This is a genomic window from Maribellus luteus (genome assembly GCF_003576475.1).
GTDB classification, from domain to species: Bacteria; Bacteroidota; Bacteroidia; order Bacteroidales; family Prolixibacteraceae; genus Draconibacterium; species Draconibacterium luteum.
Genome location: NZ_QWGR01000005.1, coordinates 321,608 through 343,277 on the forward strand (window position 1 = coordinate 321,608; position 21,670 = coordinate 343,277).

Consider the following 21,670-nt stretch of genomic DNA (forward strand, 5'->3'; position numbering starts at 1 on the left):
TATAAAGTTAAATTTTCGCTTGTTTTGTTGTCTTGATAATACGGGCCGCGATTTTATACGGGTCTCCGTTAGAAGCAGGACGACGGTCTTCCAAACGACCTCTCCAACCAGCTTCGATTGTACCAACAGGGATACGGATTGAAGCACCACGGTCAGAAACACCGTAGCTAAAGTCGGTGATAGCAGCTGTTTCGTGCTTACCAGTCAAACGCTGATCGTTGTAGGCACCGTAAACAGCGATGTGTTCCGGCACATGCTTTCCGAATTCTTCGCAAATAGCCGTAAATACTTTTTCATCGCCGCAGGTTCTCATTAAACCGTTAGAGAAGTTGGCATGCATACCCGAACCGTTCCAGTCGAGGTCTTTACCCAGTGGTTTTGGATGCCATTCTACATCCACACCGTATTTTTCGGCTGTACGCTCCAATAGGAAACGAGCCATCCAAATCTGGTCTCCGGCACTGTGCGCACCTTTGGCAAAAATCTGGAATTCCCATTGCCCGGCGGCTACTTCTGCATTGATTCCTTCAACATTCAAACCAGCCTCCAAACAAAGATCGAAATGTTCTTCTACGATTTGACGACCAAAAGCTTTAGAACCACCAACACCACAATAGTAAGGTCCTTGTGGCAGCGGGAAACCACCTGCCGGGAAACCTAACGGAAGACGGGTCTGAGGATCGTACAGAAAATACTCCTGCTCAAAACCAAACCAGAAATCTTCATCCTCTTCCTCGATATGAGCACGACCATTGGAATCATGTGCAGTTCCGTCAGCATTCAAAACCTCGGTTAATACCAGGTAAGCATTTTTGCGGTCCGGATCAGGGCAAATAAATACCGGCTTCAACAAAAGGTCAGAAGAACCACCTGCAGCCTGATTAGTTGAAGAACCGTCGAATGACCACTCCGGGCAATCTTCCAACTTACCACTGAAGTTTTCTGCAACACGGGTTTTTGCTCTCAGGTGCTGGGTTGGTACAGTACCGTCCAGCCAAATGTATTCCAACTTTGATTTCATAGTGTAATAAATTATTTTAAATTATGGATAATCTATAACTGTTCGACGCAAAAGTATGATTAAATGAAATTGACTTCGGTTGTTTTATAACAAAATGTAAAAAGTTAATACAAAATTTACATTAAAATCCGTTTTTTGCCACACCCCCCACTTCCGAAGATATCATCAATACAAAAATAAGACACATACCACAAACAACCATTAAAATACAACACTTATTTTCCTTTTCATACTAATTTTCTAATCACACCCCCACAAAAACACACCCTAGGACCCAAGAAAATAATTTCTGTTTTTCCGTATCGGGAACCCTTCAGAAAAAAATCGTGTGTGATCACTTTAACATAAACTGACTGCCTTCAAAAATCGCCTGGTCCAAAAACACTAAGGTTCTTTTGTAACAATACAGGGTAAAACAATACTTATCAGGATATTTATGAAAATCAAAAATCACTTAAAATAAACCGCTATGAATGTGGATCGACGAAGTTTTATCAAAACAAGTGGTATGTTTGCAGCGGGGAGTGTTATGCTTCCCTCATTTTTGCAATCGTGCCATAACGAACAAATTTCAGCGAACGTGAAGAGCTATTTAGATCATTTTGAAGTGTCTGCAGAAATGCTGCAAAAGGTAATTGCAGCTGCTATGAGCAAGGGAGGTAATTATGCCGACCTTTATTTTGAACACAAAATCACCAACAGCATTTCGCTGGAAGACGGGAAAGTGAACCGTGCGTACTCCAATGTTGATTTTGGAGTAGGAATACGCGTTTTGAAAGGCGACCAGACTGGCTTTGCCTATTCCGAAAACATCAGTTTGGACGACATGTTGAATGCTGCAAAGCTGGCAGCCAACATTGCCGACCAGCCAAACGAGTTCGCCCCAATAGGTGTGAACGAAAAAGCGCCTGCCAATTTTTACCCCATCCAACAAAAGTGGACCGATGTAACCATTGGCGACAAAGTTCCTTTTGTGCAAAAAATTAACGACAAGGTTTTCAGCCTTGATGAAAAAGTGAGCAAGGTCAATGCTTTTCTCGGAGACGAAACATCGTATGTGCTGTTTTACAACTCAGAAGGAAGACTGACGTACGATTACCGCCCGATGATGCGAGTGGGAGCTGTTTGCGTAATGGAAAAAGACGGACAGATCGAAAATTCCTATGTGGCGCGTTCTTTCCGCTCGGGGTTTGAGGTAATGACCGACGAACTGCTGGACGAGATTGCAAAAGAAGCCATTGAAAAAACCAACCTCCTTTTTGAGGCAGGCAAACCCAAAGCCGGTGAAATGCCGGTGGTGCTGGGAGCCGGAGGCTCGGGAATTTTGCTTCACGAAGCCATCGGACATACCTTTGAAGCGGATTTCAACCGAAAAGGCACCTCCATTTTCAGCGATAAATTTGGCAAGAAAGTAGCCGAGAATTTTATCAATATCATCGACGACGGAACGCTGCCTTACGACCGCGGCGCCATCAATATTGACGATGAAGGTAACGACGTACAGAAAACCTACCTGGTAAAAGACGGTATTCTGAACAGTTACATCCACGACCGCATCAGTGCGCAATATTACGGAGTTGAGCCAACCGGAAACGGACGGCGCGAATCTTTCCGCAACATGCCATTACCTCGTATGCGTTCAACTTACATGGAAAACGGCCCGCACACTGTCGACGATATTCTCGCACAAGTGGATTACGGCGTTTATGTGGACAATTTTAGCAACGGCGAAGTAAAAATCGGTGCCGGCGATTTTACCTTCTTTGTAAAATCGGGCTACGTCATAGAAAAGGGCAAACTTACGCGCCCGATCAAAGACATCAACATTGTTGGGAACGGTCCGCAGGCTTTGGCCGACATTACCATGACCGCCAACGACTACAAAAACGACAGCGGTACCTGGACCTGCGGTAAAGACGGACAATCGGTTCCGGTAACGCTGGGTCTGCCAACTGTTTTGGTTAAGAAAATGACGGTGGGCGGTACCAACGCGTAATTTGTTTAGAGTTCAGTGTTTAAAGTGCGAGCTATTCAATGCAAGATTTTAACCGTTTCCTCAACTTGCAACTTGAAGCTTGCCGCTAAAAGCTAAAAAAATGAATAAAGAAGAAAAATATAATCTCGCCAAGTGGGCCATGAACCATGCACTGGAAAACGGCGCCCAGCAGGCAAGCGTAACCATTGCCAACAGCGTTAGCAGCAGCGTGGAAGTACGCGAACAAAAAATTGATAAACTGGAACAGGCCATTCAGAGCGGACTTTCGATTCGCCTGTTTGTGGACGGAAGATATTCTGCTCACTCCACCAGCCGCTTGAAAAAAGAAGAACTGGCACATTTCATCGAAGAAGCCATTGCCGGAACGCGGTTTCTTTCGGAAGATGAATTCAGGACACTGCCTGAACCGGAATTGTATTACAAAGGCGGAGGTGCCAACCTAGAGCTGCTCGACAAGGATTTTGACAAGGTTGATCCGCAGAAAAAAATAAAGCTGGCTTTTGATGCCGAGAGCGAAGTTTTTGGAAAAGACGACCGGCTTATTTCGGTTTCAGCCGGTTACTACGACAACAAAAACGAACGTGTAATGGTCACCAGCAACGGTTTTGAAGGCGATTCCTCCAATTCGGTTTTTGGCGTTTACACTTCGGTATCGGTGAAAGGTGGTGACGCCCGCCCCGAAGCAGGCTGGAACGAAAGTGCCATTCAATATGCGAATCTAAAGAAAGAAGGCTCCGGAAGCATTGCACTGGAAAAAGCACTGAGCAAAATAGGCCAGCAAAAGATCCAGTCGGGCACCATGCCCATGATTGTGGAAAACCGACAGGTTGGCCGCATTTTTGGGCCACTGATCAATGCTTTGAGCGGATCGGAAATTCAGCAAAAAAACTCTTTCCTCATCAATAAACTGGGAGAGAAGGTAGCTTCCGAAAAACTGACGCTGACCGATGATCCGTTTATTGTCGGAGGCCGCGGGTCGCGCTTGTTTGACGGCGAAGGGCTTGCCACCCAAAAACGTACCGTGTTCGACAAAGGTGTTTTGAAAACTTATTACATCGATACTTACTACGGTAAAAAGCTGGAAATGGAACCGACAAGTGGCAGCACCACCAACCTGGTTTTTGAAACCGGTGATAAAGACCTTCAAGGCTTGATTGCTTCGGTTGACAAAGGCATTTTGGTGACCGGATTTAACGGGGGAAACAGCAATGGTTCTTCGGGCGATTTTTCGTATGGAATCGAAGGCTTCCTCATCGAAGACGGTAAAATCACCAAGCCAGTAGCCGAAATGAACATTACCGGAAACATGAAGCAACTGTGGTCGAGTATTGGCGAAGTTGGTAACGACGTTAACCAGAATTCATCGTGGAGAACTCCTTCTATTCTTTTTGAGAATATCGATTTTAGCGGATTATAGAAAAAAAGCATAAAAAAAGCCGTTCTTCTGTCGGATGACGGAAGAACGGCTTTTCTTTTTATACCAGTTGTACCTTCAAATGCCGTATGGGATTTTGAACAACCGGTATTACAGCTCCAGAAGAACGGGATCGCCCAATCCAATGGATTTCAATACCGGAAGTTGTGTTGCGGCATCTCCCACCACCACATAGTACATCTGATCCGGTTTTATCAATCGCTGCGCCAGTTCTTTGTGCATTTCAGGTGTCAGCGACTTAACAAAGGCCTCTTCTCTTTTTACATAGTCGAAAGGCAGATCGTAAGCACTGATATTGGTCAGCATCGAATGAAGTGCTCCGAGTGTTTCAAACTCAAGTGCGTTCGATTTTACCAGCGCATCTTTCGTAAACTGCAAGTCTTCATCCGAAATACCGGTTCTGTATTTCTCAATTTCGTCTTTGAATATCTGAACCGATTCGCCGGTAGCAGTAGTACGTACGCTTGAGCTGGCTCTGAAGGTTCCGTAATTCTTTCCTCCTGCAAAGTAAGTTCGTGCACCATAAGTATAGCCTTTTTCTTCGCGCAGAATTAGGTTCACAATACCATTAAAGCTTCCGCCAAGCTTGTAATTTACCACTGTTGCCTGCTCAAAATCAGCGGAAGAACGAGGAATTGCATAATGTCCTATTGTGATTACAGACTGCTTGGCACCGGGAACATCTACAAAATAAATAGCCGATTTTTCAGGAGCCTGAGGAGCTTCGATTTTTGGAATTTCTACAGCAAAGGGTTTCCAGTTGGCCACCAAAGTACCCAAACCTGCCATCACCCGGTCCTGGTCAATTTTCCCGACAACATGCATCCGGGCCACCGAAGGAGATACCGATTTATTGTAGAATTCTTTCAGATCATCCATGGTAATCGCCTCGAGTGACTCAAGAGTTCCGCTTCCAGGCACTGATAAAATATGATCATCGCTGTAAACCAGCTTATCAAACGCAAGGCTTGCCAGATAATTCGGACTGGCCTGATTGCGTTTAATGTTGTTGATCATCCGAAGTTTGGTCAATTCAAACTGTTCTTCATCCCAACGTGGCTGCAACAAAATTTCTTCCACCAGCGCCAGTGTCTTTTCGTAGTTCCGGGTCAGACAATTCACTGAGATGGCCATATTTTCAGTTCCGGAATAAACACCTATGCGAGCTCCCAGTAAATCTATTTCTTCTTCCAGTTCTTCGGGTGTCTTGGTGGCGGTACCTTCGGTAAGCATACTGGCCAGAAAACTGGCAACGCCTGCTTTTTCTTTCGATTCAAGAATATGTCCGCCGTCCATAACAATGGAATACTGAATCAGCGGAAGCTCGTCGTGCTTAATGCCCAACACCTTCATCCCGTTTTCCGTTTTATCCGTCCAAACAGCCGGTACGGTAATTTCCGGATCCTGACCTTTGGCTGGTTCTACCGTGCGGTCGAAACCGGACGGTGTTTTCTCAATCACTTCTTCTTCGGCAATGGCTGACTGATCTACTTCTGTCGCAGTTAAAACATCCTCTTCAACAATACCGGCGTCTACCGAATTTTCGGCGATTAAATCAACCTGTCCTTTCGGAACAAAACTGGTTGCCAGGTAAGGTTTGTTTTTTACGTAAGTCTCATAAACCCGGTTAATATCCTCGATAGTAACTGCTTTAATTTTTTCAATGTCCTGTTCGATATAACCTGGCGACCCTGTAAACTCGTTGTACATAGCCAACTGGAACGACTTGTTCAATATCGAGCTCATGCCACTGTAAAACTGTGTTTCAAGCCCTGCTTTGTGTTTTTCGAGGTCTCTTTCGGTAATTCCCTCTTCTTCAAAAAGTTTGAAAGCATCAAAAACGGCTGTTTCCACTTCGGCCAGACTTGTGCCGGCATTGGCATTGACTGAGACGGTGAACTGACCCGCCAGTTCCATTGAATTGCTGTAAACCCCGGCGCGCGGAGCCAGTTTCTTGTCCTTTACAATCACCCGGTAAAACGGCGACTTTTTGCCATCTCCCAGAACACGAGCCAGAAAATCAAGCGCATAAGCGTCGTCACAATATTCCTCCACCGAAGGCCAGATCATGGTTAACTGCGGCGTTTTGGCAAAGCTGTCTTCGTGATACAGCTTTTTTGTTTCTGGCAAACTAACCCGCTGAGGCTCCAAATCTTCGACTTTTTCACCTCCCGGTATTTCCCCGAAGTACTTCTCAACCAGCGGCTTCACATCTTCCGCTTCAAAATCGCCCGCCAGCACAATGGTTGTATTGTTGGGAACATAATATTTTGCATGAAATTCTTTTACATCATCAACCGTTGCATTAAACAGGTCTTCCATTTCGCCAATAACGGTCCAGCTGTACGGATGCCCTTCGGGATAAAGATTCGTTGCAATCAGCCAGCTGTTATAACCGTACGGGCGGTTGTCGTACGACTGACGTTTTTCGTTTTGAACCACATTTTGCTGGTTGGCAAAAGCCGACTTGGTAACGGTATTCTCGAGGTAGCCCATGCGGTCGGACTCCATCCAAAGCACCATTTCCAGCGCATTTCGCGGAACAACTTCATAATAAATGGTTTGGTCGTTTCCGGTTCCGCCATTGAGCGTTCCTCCGGCCGACTGAATTTTTTTAAAGAATTCATCCTGCCCGACATTTTCAGATTCCTGAAACATCATGTGTTCAAAAAGATGGGCAAATCCGGTTTTACCGGGAACTTCGCGGTTCGAGCCTACGTGGTACATAATTGCCACGGCAACAATCGGATCCGATTTATCCTGATGCAAAATAACGCTGAGGCCGTTATCTAACTGGTACTGCTCATAAGGCACGGAAAGTTTTTCGTCACTTTGTTGTCTGTTTGAACACGAAATCAAACTAAGAACAACTACGATAAGGAGGAGATTTAGTTTTTTCATGATTAAAAGGAAGATTTTTTGTTTTGAACGAAGTTAATATAAAATGGACAGGATAAAACTGTTATTACTCATTAAATCAACGAGATGAAATAAAATATATTTTATATTGAAAAGTTTCATGTTGAACAAAAGTAAGTTTTACCCTCCGTTTTAAAAGGGCACAGCAGAGTTACAAAACCGTGGTTTTATGCCTTAAAAACCCCATCTACTTAGGGATGAAATCCGAAAATGCGCCTACAAAGCCTTACCATGTTGACGAGTTGCCACCAGCAGGCCTTAAGCGATTGGTAAACTTTAAAAACGTTTATTTCAGGTAATCGTTTATAAAATCGAGACGAGGCTGGTAAATGGTCTCTTCCCATTGCTTCTGAAATTCCTTTTGCTCCAGGGCGTGTGCGCGATACGGTGTTACCAAAACTGTCTTTTCTCCTTTTGTCTGGTTAATTGCAGCGTATATTCCGGTGGACGGGCAAGTATAATCAATCAACCCGATTTCAATCACCAAGGTTGCTTTTGATCCTTTTAAGAGATGAGCGGCATCGAAATACGGATACGTCTCCAGCATTTTATCCTTGTCTTTTGAAAATGCAAAAGGTTTGGGCCATCCTCCGGCTTCATCATTGAGCGTTCTGCCAAAATCGCACATGGCGGGCACAACTGCCACTGCTGCACTCACCCTGTGGTCTAAACCCGCAGCTGCCAATGCCTGTCCCCCGCCCTGGCTTTCTCCGATCACCAAAATACGCTTGCCGTCCCATTCGGGCTGGCTGCACAAAAAGTCGAGCGTACGCAGAAAACGCAGGTACATCCCGCGAAAATAATTCTCGTCGCGGTTCTCAGCTCCAAGCTCCCAGTAACCGTTCAACTCCCCTTCTTCCAACCCGTCGTAATATTCCTGCGGCTGACCATTCAGCATACCGTGGGCATTTAAATCGAACGACAAAGCCCCTTTTCCCATTTGAGCATATTTCAGAGCGGTTTCAGCTCTCGACAAACACCAGTGACCTTTTACTCCCGCCGCGTGCAAATACAGCACAATGGGAAGCGAGCCGGGCGCAGCGTTTTCCGGTTTGGCAAAATATCCGCGGGCCGGTTTCGGCCCCAGACAATTGATCTCCACATCGGAGCAAATAAAATCTGGTACTTCAGACACTACCGGAACACTTTCGATCTCTACCGGCAAAGCTCTTAATTCCTTCTTTTGCCGGCTCCAGTACCGGTCAAAATCTTTGGGTCGTTTTGTGGCCGGAGAAAAACCTCCCGGATCACTTACAAAACCGGTGGATGTTACCACATCACCTGCTTTTACACTAAATATCATCGACCTTGGCTTGTCAAATCTTTCGTCGAGCAAAACCAGCTCTTCCCCGGGCGTTTTAATTGGCTTCCATTCTGCTTTTCCCGAAAAGTTTGTATCCACTTTCACCAAAATAGAATCTGTTTCCACCTCACTAACCAGCAAACTAACTTTTACTTTCTCTCCTTTCGAATAGATACCGTCTGCGTTGCTTTGTTTCAGTACAACATTTTGGGCCAGGGAAACAAAAACTGCCAGCAAAGTAAAAACCGCGGCAAGGGTCAGGTGTTTGATTTTATTCATGGTAAGATTTATCTGATTTTCGGATGCTGAAAATACGTCTATTTCGATTGTCCGCAAAGGCTTTCCCGGGTTTATTTGCTTTTCAGGCTAAACACGCGGGCTCCAAAAGTAAATGAAAACATCCTTATCCAGGTAAGCGAGAACAATACCAGGTTCAATCCTAAGGTATCATACAAAAACCGCATCAGGGCTTTGGGAAAAATTGCATCGATCGGAACCAGTATAATCAGGAAAAAATTAAGCCACAAAAGTATTTTGTCGAATGCCGGTTTGGGTCCGGAAAGATACCACAAAACCAGTCCGGCCATTGCTATTACATAGGTGTGTTTTTCGGCGGTGGTGCTAAACAAAATCACCCAGCCCAACAGAATGCCAAGCACCTGTGTTCTGAAAGTAGCTTCGTGGTATCTTTTGTAATTCAACAACGTGCCCGCACAAATAAACAACAACGATATTCCCTGGATATAAACTACATGATCTACTACACTTTTATACCCCAACAGGTACAAGAGGCGATAGATCACCTCAAAATCAAGGGGATTGTGCCGCTGCCCGATAGCCGTAAACCACGATTGATAATAACTTAGCAGTTCCGGGCCCGGTATTTTAATTAACGGCACCAAAAACAAGCCCGCAAATAACAATGCAGCAACGACCGCATTTCGTGTAAAGCGCTTGTAAAACAACAAGGTTCCCAATTGTATCAAACCGTAAATTTTGGAGAAAGCAGAAAACGACAGCAGTAAAATCCCATACATGAATTGGTTTCGTTCCAGCATTGAATAGACCAGCATAAAAAGGGATGCCACCAACAAATTGGACTGAAAATAAACCAAATCCGTCAGCGCAATCGGAAACAGAAACCAGAAAACAAAACGTTTCTTTTTAAAATCAAACTGCGGTGCCGGAAGCGCAAAAACTGCCAGGAAAAACAAAGTATAATTGAAGGCATTCCACAGCACAGCTCCTAAGCACGAAGGCAAAAAGGCAAAAACCGGGAAAAACACGGAGAACACGGGGCCATACAAGTACCGGTCGAGCGGATGCTGCCAGTTGGCGTATGGATTGATATTGTTCCAAAAATCGAGCGTTCCGAACTTATACACCAGGAAAACCTTGTAGCGGTCGTCCATTACCTTAACTGTGGAAACCAGCAGCACCAGTACAAAACCCACAAAAAAGATAAACCTGCGCGAAGCAAACAGTTGACTGATTTTTTTCCTTGTCTTGTCAGAAAATAGCATTCTGCATATAGTTAAGTAGTTTTGAAGAAGAAAATTACTGATTTTTAAGCACTATTGTCCGATTAGATTATCTATTTATAAGGAGATTTTTCTTTATCGATCTTTGGCTTATCAGCCGGATTTTACTATTTATCATGACACAAATAGTAAACACAAAAGTCCAGGCTGCGTCCGCTTCGCACGAAAAAACCACGTATTGCCGGCTAAGAGTTCGGAACTCCCCCGAATACTCGGGGTCAAACAGCCGAACTCTTTTAACGCCGTCTTCACTTGTTTTTCGGCTCACCGCCCGAGGCCAACCTATGTAATTTGTCTCACTTCCTTCCTATTCCAGAATAAAGGTTTAAAACATTTGTAAGAGGATGATATTACACCTGCAAAAAACAAAAAAGGTGGATCTTTCCGAACCACCTTTTCTATTCTATGTATCTTTCTATTGCAGATCAAAACGATCCAGGTTCATCACTTTGCTCCAGGCTGCAACAAAGTCTGTTACAAATTTCTCTTTGGCATCGGCGCTTCCGTATACCTCTGCCAAGGCACGAAGTTCGGAGTTGGAACCAAAAATAAGATCCACACGGGTACCCGTCCATTTCAACTCGCCACTTTTGCGGTCGCGGCCTTCAAACAGGTCTCCATCTTCCGAAACCGGCTTCCACACGGTTGCCATGTCCAGCAGGTTCACAAAGAAATCATTGCTCAAAGCTTCCGGTTTTTGGGTAAACACTCCGTGCTGCGAATGATCGTAATTGGCATTCAATACGCGCAACCCACCCACCAGAACCGTCATTTCCGGCGCAGTGAGCGTCAGTAGTTGTGCTTTGTCCACCAGCATTTCTTCTGCTGATAGTGAGTATTTCTTTTTCATGTAATTTCTGAATCCGTCGGCTGCCGGTTCCAGCACACCAAACGACTCTACATCGGTTTGTTGCTGGCTTGCATCGCCACGGCCCGGAACAAAAGGAACCGACACATGCACGCCCGCACTTTTAGCGGCCTGCTCCACACCGGCACAACCGGCCAGTACAATCAGATCGGCCATCGAAACTTTCGCGTTCCCCGACTGCCCGTTAAATTCTTTTTGAATGCTTTCGAGCGTCCCAAGAACTGAGGCTAACTGTTTAGGATTGTTCACTTCCCAGTCTTTTTGAGGCGCCAATCGAAGGCGGGCTCCGTTTGCCCCTCCCCGCTTGTCCGAACCACGGAAAGTAGATGCCGACGCCCAGGCAGTAGAAACCATCTGCGAAACCGACAAACCAGAGTTCTGTATTTTTTCTTTCAAAACGGCAATGTCCTGTTCGTTTACCAGCTCGTGTGTAACGGCCGGTATCGGGTCCTGCCAGATCAGTTCTTCTTCGGGCACTTCAGGCCCCAGGTAGCGGGCACGAGGCCCCATATCGCGGTGCGTAAGTTTGAACCACGCCCGGGCAAATGCATCGGCAAACTGATCGGGATTTTCATAAAAACGCCTGGAAATTTTCTCATAAGCCGGATCAAAGCGCAGCGAAAGGTCGGTGGTCAGCATGGCAGGTGCTATTCGTTTTTCCGGGTCGTGAGCATGAGGTACACTTCCCATTCCGGCCTGCCCCCGTGGTTTCCACTGGTGAGCACCTGCCGGGCTTTTGGTAAGCTCCCATTCATAATCAAACAGGTTTTCAAAAAAGTTATTGCTCCATTTGGTGGGGGTTTTGGTCCAGGTAACTTCCAGCCCGCTGGTAATTGTATCGGCGCCTTTTCCGGTTCCAAAACTGCTTTTCCATCCCAGCCCCTGCTCTTCAATCGGAGCCGCTTCGGGTTCGGGGCCTACGAGCGATGCATCACCGGCACCGTGGGTTTTGCCAAAGGTATGACCACCCGCAATCAATGCCACGGTTTCTTCGTCGTTCATGGCCATTCGGGCAAAAGTTTCGCGAATATCAATAGCCGCTTTCAATGGATCCGGGTTTCCGTTCGGGCCTTCCGGGTTTACATAGATCAAGCCCATTTGCACAGCTGCCAGCGGGTTTTCCAGGTCCCGTTCGCCGGTATAGCGTTCGTCTTCGAGCCAGGTCTTCTCAGCGCCCCAGTACACATCCATTTCGGGTTCCCAAACATCTTCGCGGCCACCGGCAAATCCAAAGGTTTTAAAGCCCATCGATTCCAGCGCCACATTTCCGGCGAGGATCATCAGATCGGCCCACGATATTTTCCGCCCGTATTTTTGTTTGACCGGCCAAATCAACCGGCGTGCTTTGTCGAGGCTCACGTTGTCGGGCCAGCTGTTAAGCGGTGCAAAACGCTGTTGCCCGGCTCCGGCTCCACCGCGGCCATCACCCGTACGGTAGGTCCCGGCACTGTGCCACGCCATTCGGATAAACAAAGGCCCGTAATGCCCGTAATCGGCCGGCCACCAGTCCTGCGAGTCGGTCATCAAGGCTTCCAGGTCTTTTTTCACAGCGGCCAGGTCCAGGCTTTTAAACGCCTCGGCGTAATTAAAATCGTCACCCATTGGGTTCGATAACGACGAATGTTGCCGCAGAATATTCAGCTTTAACTGATTGGGCCACCAGTCGCGGTTAGACGTGCCACCACCGGCACTGTGCTGCGCGGCTCCTCCGTGAAACGGGCATTTGCTTTCGCTATTTGCGGATGATTCGGGATGCTTGTTGTTTTCCATATTCTCAGAATTTTAAGTAGTTTGACTCAAGATACAATAACCTCTATTTATAAATTTTATGCTCTCATAATCATTGCTTATACCCCGGTTTCATCAACGAAAGTTTCAATTTACAAAAGATTTGCGTCTGCATCCAAGAAAACACCCCATCAAAACAGTTGAAAGTCTGGTTATTTCGTCACATCCTCATCCGAAAAGCAACAAGGCCGATCCTGCGCAAGATTAACTCCCTCATTACATCAGCTTCGAAACATTCCCGACATGCCGATTGTTGTTCTGGTTAATCAATAAACGGAACAACTTTCAACAAGTACAGAACCCTATGAATCATTCAAGAACGATTGCCGGCCTCCCTTCGAATGTATGGATACTGACCATTGCACAAGCACTGATTTTATCGGTAAGTTCGCTGGTTGTATTTGTGGGAGGACTGGTGGGCACTCAACTGGCACCTGTCGAAAACCTGGCTACGCTTCCGGTTGCCAGCATTGTAGTTGGTACAGCCCTTGCCATCCCGCCGGTTACCTTGCTGATGAATACCATCGGCCGCAGGCGATCCTTTTTTATCATGATTTCCTATTCGATTGCAGTAGCATTTCTCGCGGGTTATTCCATCCTCCTATCCAACTTTTACCTTTTCTGTTTCAGCACTTTTTTATTTGGCGGAACCTACTCCTGTGTGATGCAGTTTCGGTTTGCGTCGATGGAAAGTGTCGACGAGGCGCTGATTCCCAAAGCGGCATCCATGGTGCTGGTGGGCGGAATTGCGGCGGCTTTTCTGGGGCCCGAGATCGCGGTTTTCGGGAAAGACCTGCTAAAGGTGGAGTTCGCCGGATCTTTTATCATGCTGAGTGGTTTGTTTGTGGTGGCCATGCTGTTTCTTCTGGGTTTCAGAAACCCGGTGATCCGGGAAGAAAAAGCGGAAAGCCCGCAACGGCCTTTAAAAGCGATCTTTCAGCAACGTATTTTCTGGGTGGCTTTGCTGAGCGCCACCATCGGTTATGCGGTAATGAGTTTTATTATGACGGCCACTCCGGTGCACATGCACGTAATGGAAGGCCATTCGCTCGCACACACCAAGTGGGTGATCCAAAGCCACATTATTGCCATGTTTCTGCCCTCGCTGATTACGGCGTGGATCATCCGCAAACTGGGAATCCCTTTAATGATGATGATTGGGCTGGTGGCCTACCTGGCTTGTATTGCCATTGCTTTTTTAGGACATCATTTGCTGAATTACTGGGTGTCGCTGGTTTTGCTGGGCATTGGCTGGAACTTTTTGTTTATCGGCGGCACCACCCTGCTGCCGCAAGCCTATCGTGCCGGCGAGCGCTTCAAGGTACAGGCGGTAAACGATTTTGTGATTTTCGGAACACAGGCGGTTGCCTCGCTTTCTGCCGGGTGGTTTATTTTTGCTGTGGGCTGGCAGGTATTGCTGCTGATCAACCTGCCCTTTATCTTTTTACTGATGGTTGTTATCCTGAAATGGAACAGCCGGACAACTGAACCGGCTATCTCCAAAACATAAAAAAACATCCTCCCCGGAGGAAGGATGCTTTTGTTAACCTTTAAAACCAAAAATTATGCCTGTAAATTAATCTAACTGACTTCAGGTGCAGGAGGTTCTTCCTCGCCGCTGTCTTTCCGGCCTTCCCGGGTAGCCAGCGTAATCTCCAATGTTTTAATCTTCTGGTTGAGCTCCTTTACGAAATCCTCCATTTCGGGAGTCTGCATATTTAAGCTCACCAAAGCGTTTACACGTTCAACCATCAATTCGTACAACGGATCCATCTCAAGACGAACCACTTTTGCATTGCCGCTGTTTTTGTTGGCCAGCTCGGTGTCGCGTTCATTCTGTTTGGCTTTAAACGCCACATTCAGATCGTTTAAGCGGGTCACCCAGGTATCAAGGCTGCATGTGGTAACAAAACCGGCATTTACCGGCTTGGTCAAATCGCCCACCAAATTCGTCAGGCTTGCCGTTTCTTCGTTATAGGTCATCCGGCGAACATCGTCGTACAGATCGAATACCCGTCTGAGGCGTTTGGCAGCTTCCATTTCTTCGGGAATGGTGCACAGCAAAGTAGCATTGATGCGCATATCGATGGCCCGCCACGCATTGTCGCGGTCCAGGTCAATAATCTGTAATTCTTCGGTCAACACACTGCCCTGATCCACGCGCAGTTCATCGTCGAGCCGGGTAAGGGCTGTGTCAAAATCGGCAAATTCGGCCTCCGAGTGTATCGCAGCCGGGGTCAGTGCCAGGAGCAAACTTTTAAAGTCGCTCATAAACTGAAAGTATTCTCCGTTGCGGAGTTTGTACAATACGAGTTTTAAAATTTTATTCATCTGAATTTGTTTAAAGGATTAATAAATAGGTTTTAAAAGGTTATCTAATTTCAGTTTCGGAAACTGGTAGTTGCCTGCGAGTTCTATTTTGTGTTGAATAAAATTAGGGCAAATGTGTACGAAAGTCAATACCTAAAACCATGCTACACAGCATCTAAACCGATAACCACTAAGCCCATACACAAAAACATCGGGGCCAGTTGGCGCGAAATACAATTGCGAAACACGCGAAAATGGTTTTGTTACCTTACCGCAGCGCTGCGGCAGGCAAACCACGGAATTTTTTTCCATGTTGCAAAGTTGCGGCAGGCCAACCACATTTGTTTTTTGCTTGCTGCAGTTCTGCAAAACGCCAGCCACAACTTTTTTTTGCCTGTTGCAGCACTGCAGCAGGCGAGCCACAACTTTTTCTTCCTTGTTGCAGCGCTGCGGGAAGCTTTCCACAATATTTTTTCCCTTGTTGCACAGCTGCAGGAAGCCAGCCACAAAGTTGGCTGGGCAATTACACGGCTGCAGCAACCCAATAATCAGCAAGTTACAAGCGCTGCAAGATTGTTTAATTTTCGAAAAGCCACGGCTGATGCGAGGCTGGGGCCAAATAACAAAATCCCGGCGGAATTAAATGTTGGTAGAAAAAATGCATTTGTTCGATGTACGACTCCGGCCGGAGTCGGATGTTCGTTCGGCACATTTTCCAGCTACACACATTTGAATCCTCCGGATTCTTAAAAATGCAAAACTACTTTAACGACTAATATCACGGTGCGCTGCACCTTTATTTGCAACGACAATTTCGAGCTATAAAGATTTCGCGGCGATGCAGCTAAAACCAACCTTTTACCCAGATATAGATATCCAACCAAAACAAAAAAAGAAAAAGGTGCAGAGCACCCTAACCTTTGTAGTGCAGATAGCATAAGAAAAAAGCAGGAAGGTGCAGAGCACTACCAACATTTACAGTATAGAAGGAACAAAATAAAAGGAGGTGCAGAGCACCGAAAACATTTGTAGTTACAGATAGCATCTGTAAAAAGGAGGTGCAGAGCACCGCTAACATTTATAGCTACAGATAGCGTAAGATAAAAAAGAGGTGCAGAGCACCGCAATATTCGTTATACGAAACATGATTTTATCGAAAGATATCCCGGTGCGCTGCACCTTTATCTCCATTGATGAATTTATTCCTATAAAGATTTCGCGGCCATGCCGCTAAAACCACACCGTTAATCAAATGTGGATATGCAAAAAGAACAAAAAAAGAAAAAGGTGCAGAGCACCCTAACCTTTGTAGTGCAGATAGCATCTGTAAAAAGAAGGTGCAGAGCACGCAAATATTTGTAGTTACAGATAGCATAAGAAAAAAGAAGGAAGGTGCAGCGCACTACCAACATTTACAGTATAGAAGGGACAAAATAAAAGAAGGTGCAGCGCACCGAAATATTTGTAGCGCAGATGGCACAAGATAAAAAGGAGGTGCAGAGCACCGAAATATTTGTAACTTTATATAGCACAAATGAATAAAAGGTGCAGCGTACCAATAACCTTTCAAATAATAACAATATGGCAAATACCTATTCCCAGGCATATTTCCACCTGGTATTTTCCCCTAAAAACCGCGATGCCTTAATATCTAAGGTCTGGGCTAATGAATTAGAAAAATACATAACCGGAATTATTCAAAACAACCATCATAAATTACTGGCAATAGGTTCCATGCCCGACCATATCCATATTTTTATTGGTTATAACGTAAACCAACTCATCCCCGATTTGGTGGAAAACATTAAAACATCCAGTAATGCATGGATAAAGCAGAATAAATTATCGAAGTATAAATTTGAATGGCAAAAAGGGTATGGGGCATTTACGCATTCAAATTCACAAATTGATGCGGTAGTAAAATATGTGTTAAACCAGGAAACACACCACAAAAAGAAATCATTCAGGGAGGAATATTTAGAAATCTTACATAAAAACGATATTAAATACAATGCCGATTATTTGTTTGATTTTTTTGATGATTAGTGGTTTCGGTGCGCTGCACCTTTATTCCCCATCATGATTCGATCTATAAATATTTCGCGGCGATGCCGCTAAAACAACACCGTTAATCAAATGTGGATATGCAAAAAGAACAAAAAAAGAAAGGTGCAGAGCACCGCTAACATTTGTAGCTACAGATAGCGTAAGATAAAAAAGAGGTGCAGAGCACCGAAATATTCGTTATACGAAACATGATTTTATCGAAGAATATCCCGGTGCGCCGCACCTTTATTTGCAACCACGATTTCGAGCTATAAAGATTTCGCGGCGATGCCGCTGACGAAATGTTTTTCCATACAACCCTGCGAAATAACTCGTTTGTTAGCCTCAACCTGCCGGAATCTATATTTTGTATGATTTCAACATATCACCCATGAATCGCCCCCACCTTATCACGCAGGGAAACGGGTTGTTGCTGACGGATCACACTTAGGATTTCGGCTAAAATGGAAACCGATATTTCGGAAGCGCTTTCGGCACCGATATTGATTCCGGCCGGGCCATGGATCTGATCCAGAAATTCGGGCGGAATACCGGGCATGTAATCCAGTACCATCGAAAGCACCCGCTCGCGGCGGCTAACCGATCCAAGTACCCCAAGGTAAACCGGGTGTTTGTCTTTCAGCGCCATCAGGTACTGCACATCTTTGTTAAAGCTGTGTGTCATCAACACAAGGGCTGTTTGCCCGTCAATTTTGAGGCGGTCGATTTCTTCGTAGGCAGGTGTAATCAGGGCACCCGCTCCCGGAAAATAATCACAGGATTTCTGCTCATCCGGCGACGCGACCACGGTTACTTCCCACCCCAATAATTGGGCAGCCTTGCTGAGTTCCACCGCATCGTGTTCGGCACCGAAAATATACAGCTGAAACAAAGGTTCAAAAGTCTGTTTGAAAACCTGCAAATCACCTTTGGGTTCAAAAGAAGGACGAAGTGCATATTTTTTCCCATTCAGGCTGATAACCGATCCTATATTTTCATATTCTCCTACCTCGGGATTGAAATACGATTCCATTTCAAAGGGCAGCCTGCTTTCGAGTTGCTTTTCAAAATCGTGAAGTAATTCTTCGGAGATAAAAACCGGTTCAATCAGCAGGGTAATAATTCCTTCGCAACCAATACGCAAACGGCCATCGTAGGTCATGATTCTTGGCTTGCCGCTTCGGAATACGCTGGCTGCCTGTCTCACGATCTCGTTCTCCACACAACCACCGCTTACCGCCCCCACGGCTTCACCGTCCTCATCAATGATCATCCGCACACCGGGCCGGCGGTACGAAGTGCCGTCAAGCGCAACCACCGAAACAAAAACGGCTTTTTTCCCTTTTTTTTGCCACGAAACAAGGGTATGGAAAAGAAGTTTCAGCTCGTGTGTCATTTTTTGGTTTTATTTAAAATCGACTTTAAACCTCAAAAGTATTTTTAACAAAGGGCTGATGGTAATACCGGGTTCCGGTTGCCTTGTACAGCGCATTGGCCAAAGCGGCCATCACCGGCGGATACGGCGGTTCGCCCAATCCCGTTGGGTGAATTTTGTTTTCCACAAAAGCCACGTCAATCTTCCGGGGTGCCTCCGCATGACGGATCAAACGATAACCATCAAAATTGCTTTGTTCGGGTTCACCGTTGTTAAAAGTAAGCTCGCCATACATCGCGGTCCCGATCCCGTCCACCACCGATCCTTCGGTCATGTTCACCGCTGCATCGGGATTGACTACAATTCCGCAATCAACCGCATTGTACACATGATCCACCTTCGGTTCACCGTTCTCCATCACAATGTCGAGCACTTGGGCCACGTAACTTCTGTGGCAAAAATAAGCCGACACTCCGCGGTGTTTTCCCTGGCTATCCGTATCCCAACCCGATTTTTCGCGCACCAGTTCCAGCACTCCGGCATAACGGGCGGCATCGTAATCGTTGTTCTCACCCACCGGGTTTTCCTGCGCACGCTTCAAGAGGTCGAGGCGGAACTGAATCGGGTCGACTCCCATTTCTTCGGCCAGTTCGTCGAGAAACGACTGCTCGGCTGCCGCATTAAAGTTGGAAGCCGGGGCACGCATCGCTCCTACGCTGATATTCGATTCGATCGACCAACTTTCTGCCAGGTAATTATCGAGTGCACCTGCCGGGAAACGGTTGGCATGCAGCGCACTTTCCGGAATTCCACCCATTTTTACATGGAAAGCAGTGAGTTTATTATCCGCATCCAGTGCCGCGCGGTAAATCGCATGGTACATCGGACGGTAAATCCCGGCCGTCATTTCATCTTCGCGCGAGTACACCAGTTTTACCGGTGCTTTCATTTTTTGTGAGATCAGCGCCACTTCCACCATGAAGTGACCGTACAAGCGCCGGCCAAAACCTCCTCCCATCCGGGTCATTTGCACCTCCACTTTTTCAAGCGGAAATCCCAGCCGGTCGGCCACCGTTTTGGCCATGTATTCGGGCGACTGAATAGGGCCTACCAAAACCGCACTGTCTTCTTTCACATCGGCAAAGAAGTTCATGGGTTCCATCGGGCTGTGTGCCAAAAAAGGAGCAGTATAGGTACGTTCAATTATTTTGGCTGCCTTTTTAAATGCCTCTTCCGGGTTTCCATCCTTGCGGACAACGCGGGCGCTTTTGGCAGCTTCGGCTATCATCTTTTTCTTATGCTCAGTGGTACTTTCCAAACCTCCGGGCACGGTTACGTCCTGTGTATTTCCGCCCCAGCCGGCTGCAGCGTATTTTTGTTCGGCAAAAGGTTCCCACTCCACGTTCAACATTAATTTAGCCATCATCACCTCCCAGGTTGAATTACCCACAACCGCCACCAGTTCGGTGAACGAAGAAGTATCACACCACTGGCGGGCATAATCATCGTTGTACACTTTCAGAGCAAAAACATCCTTGATGCCGGGCATTGTTTTTACATCGCTTGCATCAAACGATTTCAGTGTCATCCCAAATGCAGGCGGATGAACAATCATGGCGGTTAACATACCGTCCACTTTGTAATCGAGGCCAAACAATGGTTTCCCGGTAACAATTCCGAGCCCGTCCACATTTTTCTGTGAATTTCCGACAATCCGAAAATCTTTCAGGTCTTTTAGTTCCACTTCTTCCGGAACAGGAACCGCTGCGGCAGCCGATGCAAATTCGCCATAACCGGCTTTTTTGCCACTTCCTTTGTGATGAATGACACCTAGTTCGGTGGTTACTTCTTCCACCGGAACACTCCAGGCGTCAGCAGCTGCTTTCTTCAGCATGTAACAAGCGGAAGCTCCTGCTGTGCGTAGCGCTGTCCAGGTGGTTCGGATGGAATCGCTTCCTCCGGCCAGCTGCCGTGTGTATTTTTTTGTATTGAGCGGCGCTTGCTCGACGATAACATTTTTCCAATCCACATTCAGTTCCTCGGCCACGATCATGGGCATCGAAGTTTTTACGTTCTGCCCGATTTCGGGATTGGGCGACAGAATCGTCACCACACCGTTCTCACCTATTTTCAGGTACGCATTCACGTCAAACCACTCGTCGGGTATCACCAGACCTTTGGGTGTGTCGGACGTGCAGGCCGAAGCCAGCCAGTTAAAACCGATCAGTAGTCCGCCACCCGCTGCCAGCGAAGTTTTAAAAAAGGAACGTCGGTTGTATGTCGTTTTTACAAGTGTCATGTTTTGTGATTTTAGTTTAACCAGTTATCTCTGAAAAAAACACTACGAATTGACCGCTGTTTTGATGGCCGCTTTAATCCGGGTGTAGGTTCCGCACCGGCAAATGTTGCCGTTCATCGCCGTCTCAATTTCCTCGTCGCTTGGATTTGGATTTTCATTCAGTAAAGCCACAGCCGACATAATCTGCCCCGACTGGCAATACCCGCACTGGGGCACATCGTGTTCGAGCCAGGCTTTTTGTACCGGGTGTTCCCCGTTTTCAGAAAGTCCTTCGATGGTGGTAATTTCCTTGTCGCCCACCGAATCCACAAACGTGATGCAGGAACGCACCGCTTTCCCGTCGAGATGAATGGTGCAGGCACCGCATTGTGCCATTCCGCAGCCAAACTTGGTTCCCATCAGATCCAAATGATCCCGAAGCACCCAAAGCACGGGCGTAGAAGGATCAACATCGACCTGGTATTCTTTTTTGTTGATTTTAAGATTGAAAATTGTCATAGGATTGTTCTCTACTGGTTAAGTAAATAAAAGATAATCAATATAGTAAATAAATAGCAGACCTGCACTGCCTTTGCAAAAAATCCCACTGCTTCGTATGGAACAAAGCAGGTTACCGTAAAACACTCATTTGCAAACAAATGTTCTGAACCTTGTTAAAAGTGCCAAAGGAAAAGCGTGAAAAGTCCCATCACTGCAAAAAACAGCGAAACTGGTTATTGAAAACAGCCGGAATAAATTACATACGCTCAACTTTTTACCGACAATTCAC

14 protein-coding genes are annotated in these 21,670 nt (G+C 46.3%); 5 read left to right on the plus strand and 9 right to left on the minus strand.

Annotated features, from left to right (window positions below):
• Positions 1-7 precede the first annotated feature (7 nt).
• Positions 8-1,021 carry a glutamine synthetase beta-grasp domain-containing protein gene (locus D1614_RS11560; protein WP_119438088.1) on the minus strand — a complete coding sequence of 338 codons (1,014 nt, stop codon included), beginning with the start codon at positions 1,019-1,021 and terminating at the stop codon, positions 8-10.
• 580 nt (positions 1,022-1,601) lie between these two features.
• On the opposite strand from D1614_RS11560, the gene D1614_RS11565 reads away from it, so the two are divergent.
• Both D1614_RS11565 and D1614_RS11570 read left to right on the plus strand, forming a co-directional pair.
• On the plus strand, positions 1,602-3,017 hold the full coding sequence (locus D1614_RS11565) for a TldD/PmbA family protein (protein ID WP_206609991.1): 1,416 nt from the start codon (positions 1,602-1,604) through the stop codon (positions 3,015-3,017).
• Between the two features lie 100 nt (positions 3,018-3,117).
• Positions 3,118-4,434, plus strand: a complete 1,317-nt coding sequence (locus tag D1614_RS11570) for a TldD/PmbA family protein (protein ID WP_119438168.1) — start codon at positions 3,118-3,120, stop codon at positions 4,432-4,434.
• A gap of 108 nt (positions 4,435-4,542) precedes the next feature.
• Here D1614_RS11570 and D1614_RS11575 read toward each other — a convergent pair whose 3' ends face one another.
• From D1614_RS11575 to katG, 4 genes are all read right to left on the minus strand, one after another.
• Positions 4,543-7,353, minus strand: coding sequence for a M16 family metallopeptidase (locus tag D1614_RS11575; protein ID WP_119438090.1), 2,811 nt, complete (start codon positions 7,351-7,353; stop codon positions 4,543-4,545).
• 304 nt (positions 7,354-7,657) lie between these two features.
• Positions 7,658-8,953 (minus strand): acetylxylan esterase, encoded by a 1,296-nt coding sequence (locus D1614_RS11580; RefSeq protein ID WP_119438091.1) that lies wholly within the window; start codon positions 8,951-8,953, stop codon positions 7,658-7,660.
• Between the two features lie 71 nt (positions 8,954-9,024).
• On the minus strand, positions 9,025-10,197 hold the full coding sequence (locus D1614_RS11585) for a glycosyltransferase family 87 protein (RefSeq protein ID WP_119438092.1): 1,173 nt from the start codon (positions 10,195-10,197) through the stop codon (positions 9,025-9,027).
• 433 nt (positions 10,198-10,630) lie between these two features.
• Positions 10,631-12,853 (minus strand): catalase/peroxidase HPI, encoded by a 2,223-nt coding sequence (katG, locus tag D1614_RS11590; RefSeq protein ID WP_119438093.1) that lies wholly within the window; start codon positions 12,851-12,853, stop codon positions 10,631-10,633.
• A gap of 322 nt (positions 12,854-13,175) precedes the next feature.
• Between katG and D1614_RS11595 the strand changes: the two genes are divergently transcribed.
• On the plus strand, positions 13,176-14,381 hold the full coding sequence (locus D1614_RS11595) for an MFS transporter (RefSeq protein WP_119438094.1): 1,206 nt from the start codon (positions 13,176-13,178) through the stop codon (positions 14,379-14,381).
• A 71-nt stretch (positions 14,382-14,452) separates the two neighbouring features.
• Here the strand turns inward: D1614_RS11595 and D1614_RS11600 are convergent, their stop codons facing one another.
• Positions 14,453-15,202 (minus strand): DUF6261 family protein, encoded by a 750-nt coding sequence (locus tag D1614_RS11600; protein ID WP_119438095.1) that lies wholly within the window; start codon positions 15,200-15,202, stop codon positions 14,453-14,455.
• 300 nt (positions 15,203-15,502) lie between these two features.
• Between D1614_RS11600 and D1614_RS11605 the strand changes: the two genes are divergently transcribed.
• Both D1614_RS11605 and tnpA read left to right on the plus strand, forming a co-directional pair.
• A complete protein-coding gene (locus D1614_RS11605) occupies positions 15,503-15,931 on the plus strand; it encodes a hypothetical protein (RefSeq protein WP_147384170.1) in 429 nt (142 codons plus the stop codon).
• A gap of 831 nt (positions 15,932-16,762) precedes the next feature.
• Positions 16,763-17,227, plus strand: coding sequence for an IS200/IS605 family transposase (tnpA, locus tag D1614_RS11610; RefSeq protein ID WP_119438169.1), 465 nt, complete (start codon positions 16,763-16,765; stop codon positions 17,225-17,227).
• Positions 17,228-17,612: 385 nt separating this feature from the next.
• On the opposite strand, the gene D1614_RS11615 is transcribed toward tnpA, so the two are convergent.
• The 3 genes from D1614_RS11615 to D1614_RS11625 are packed head-to-tail and all read right to left on the minus strand — an operon-like array spanning position 17,613 to position 21,399.
• A complete protein-coding gene (locus tag D1614_RS11615) occupies positions 17,613-18,623 on the minus strand; it encodes an XdhC family protein (RefSeq protein ID WP_119438097.1) in 1,011 nt (336 codons plus the stop codon).
• Between the two features lie 25 nt (positions 18,624-18,648).
• Complete coding sequence (locus D1614_RS11620) at positions 18,649-20,901, minus strand: xanthine dehydrogenase family protein molybdopterin-binding subunit (protein ID WP_119438098.1); 2,253 nt, start codon at positions 20,899-20,901, stop codon at positions 18,649-18,651.
• A 42-nt stretch (positions 20,902-20,943) separates the two neighbouring features.
• Positions 20,944-21,399 carry a (2Fe-2S)-binding protein gene (locus D1614_RS11625; RefSeq protein ID WP_119438099.1) on the minus strand — a complete coding sequence of 152 codons (456 nt, stop codon included), beginning with the start codon at positions 21,397-21,399 and terminating at the stop codon, positions 20,944-20,946.
• Positions 21,400-21,670 lie beyond the last annotated feature (271 nt).

Excerpts from the sequence above, each read along its gene's own strand:
- D1614_RS11625 (WP_119438099.1), bottom strand. The coding sequence starts at position 21,399 with ATGACAATTTTCAATCTTAAAATCAACAAAAAAGAATACCAGGTCGAT.
- D1614_RS11615 (WP_119438097.1), bottom strand. The coding sequence starts at position 18,623 with ATGACACACGAGCTGAAACTTCTTTTCCATACCCTTGTTTCGTGGCAA.
- katG (WP_119438093.1), bottom strand. The coding sequence starts at position 12,853 with ATGGAAAACAACAAGCATCCCGAATCATCCGCAAATAGCGAAAGCAAA.
- tnpA (WP_119438169.1), top strand. The coding sequence starts at position 16,763 with ATGGCAAATACCTATTCCCAGGCATATTTCCACCTGGTATTTTCCCCT.
- D1614_RS11620 (WP_119438098.1), bottom strand. The coding sequence starts at position 20,901 with ATGACACTTGTAAAAACGACATACAACCGACGTTCCTTTTTTAAAACT.
- D1614_RS11595 (WP_119438094.1), top strand. The coding sequence starts at position 13,176 with ATGAATCATTCAAGAACGATTGCCGGCCTCCCTTCGAATGTATGGATA.
- D1614_RS11580 (WP_119438091.1), bottom strand. The coding sequence starts at position 8,953 with ATGAATAAAATCAAACACCTGACCCTTGCCGCGGTTTTTACTTTGCTG.
- D1614_RS11570 (WP_119438168.1), top strand. The coding sequence starts at position 3,118 with ATGAATAAAGAAGAAAAATATAATCTCGCCAAGTGGGCCATGAACCAT.
- D1614_RS11600 (WP_119438095.1), bottom strand. The coding sequence starts at position 15,202 with ATGAATAAAATTTTAAAACTCGTATTGTACAAACTCCGCAACGGAGAA.
- D1614_RS11585 (WP_119438092.1), bottom strand. The coding sequence starts at position 10,197 with ATGCTATTTTCTGACAAGACAAGGAAAAAAATCAGTCAACTGTTTGCT.
- D1614_RS11575 (WP_119438090.1), bottom strand. The coding sequence starts at position 7,353 with ATGAAAAAACTAAATCTCCTCCTTATCGTAGTTGTTCTTAGTTTGATT.
- D1614_RS11560 (WP_119438088.1), bottom strand. The coding sequence starts at position 1,021 with ATGAAATCAAAGTTGGAATACATTTGGCTGGACGGTACTGTACCAACC.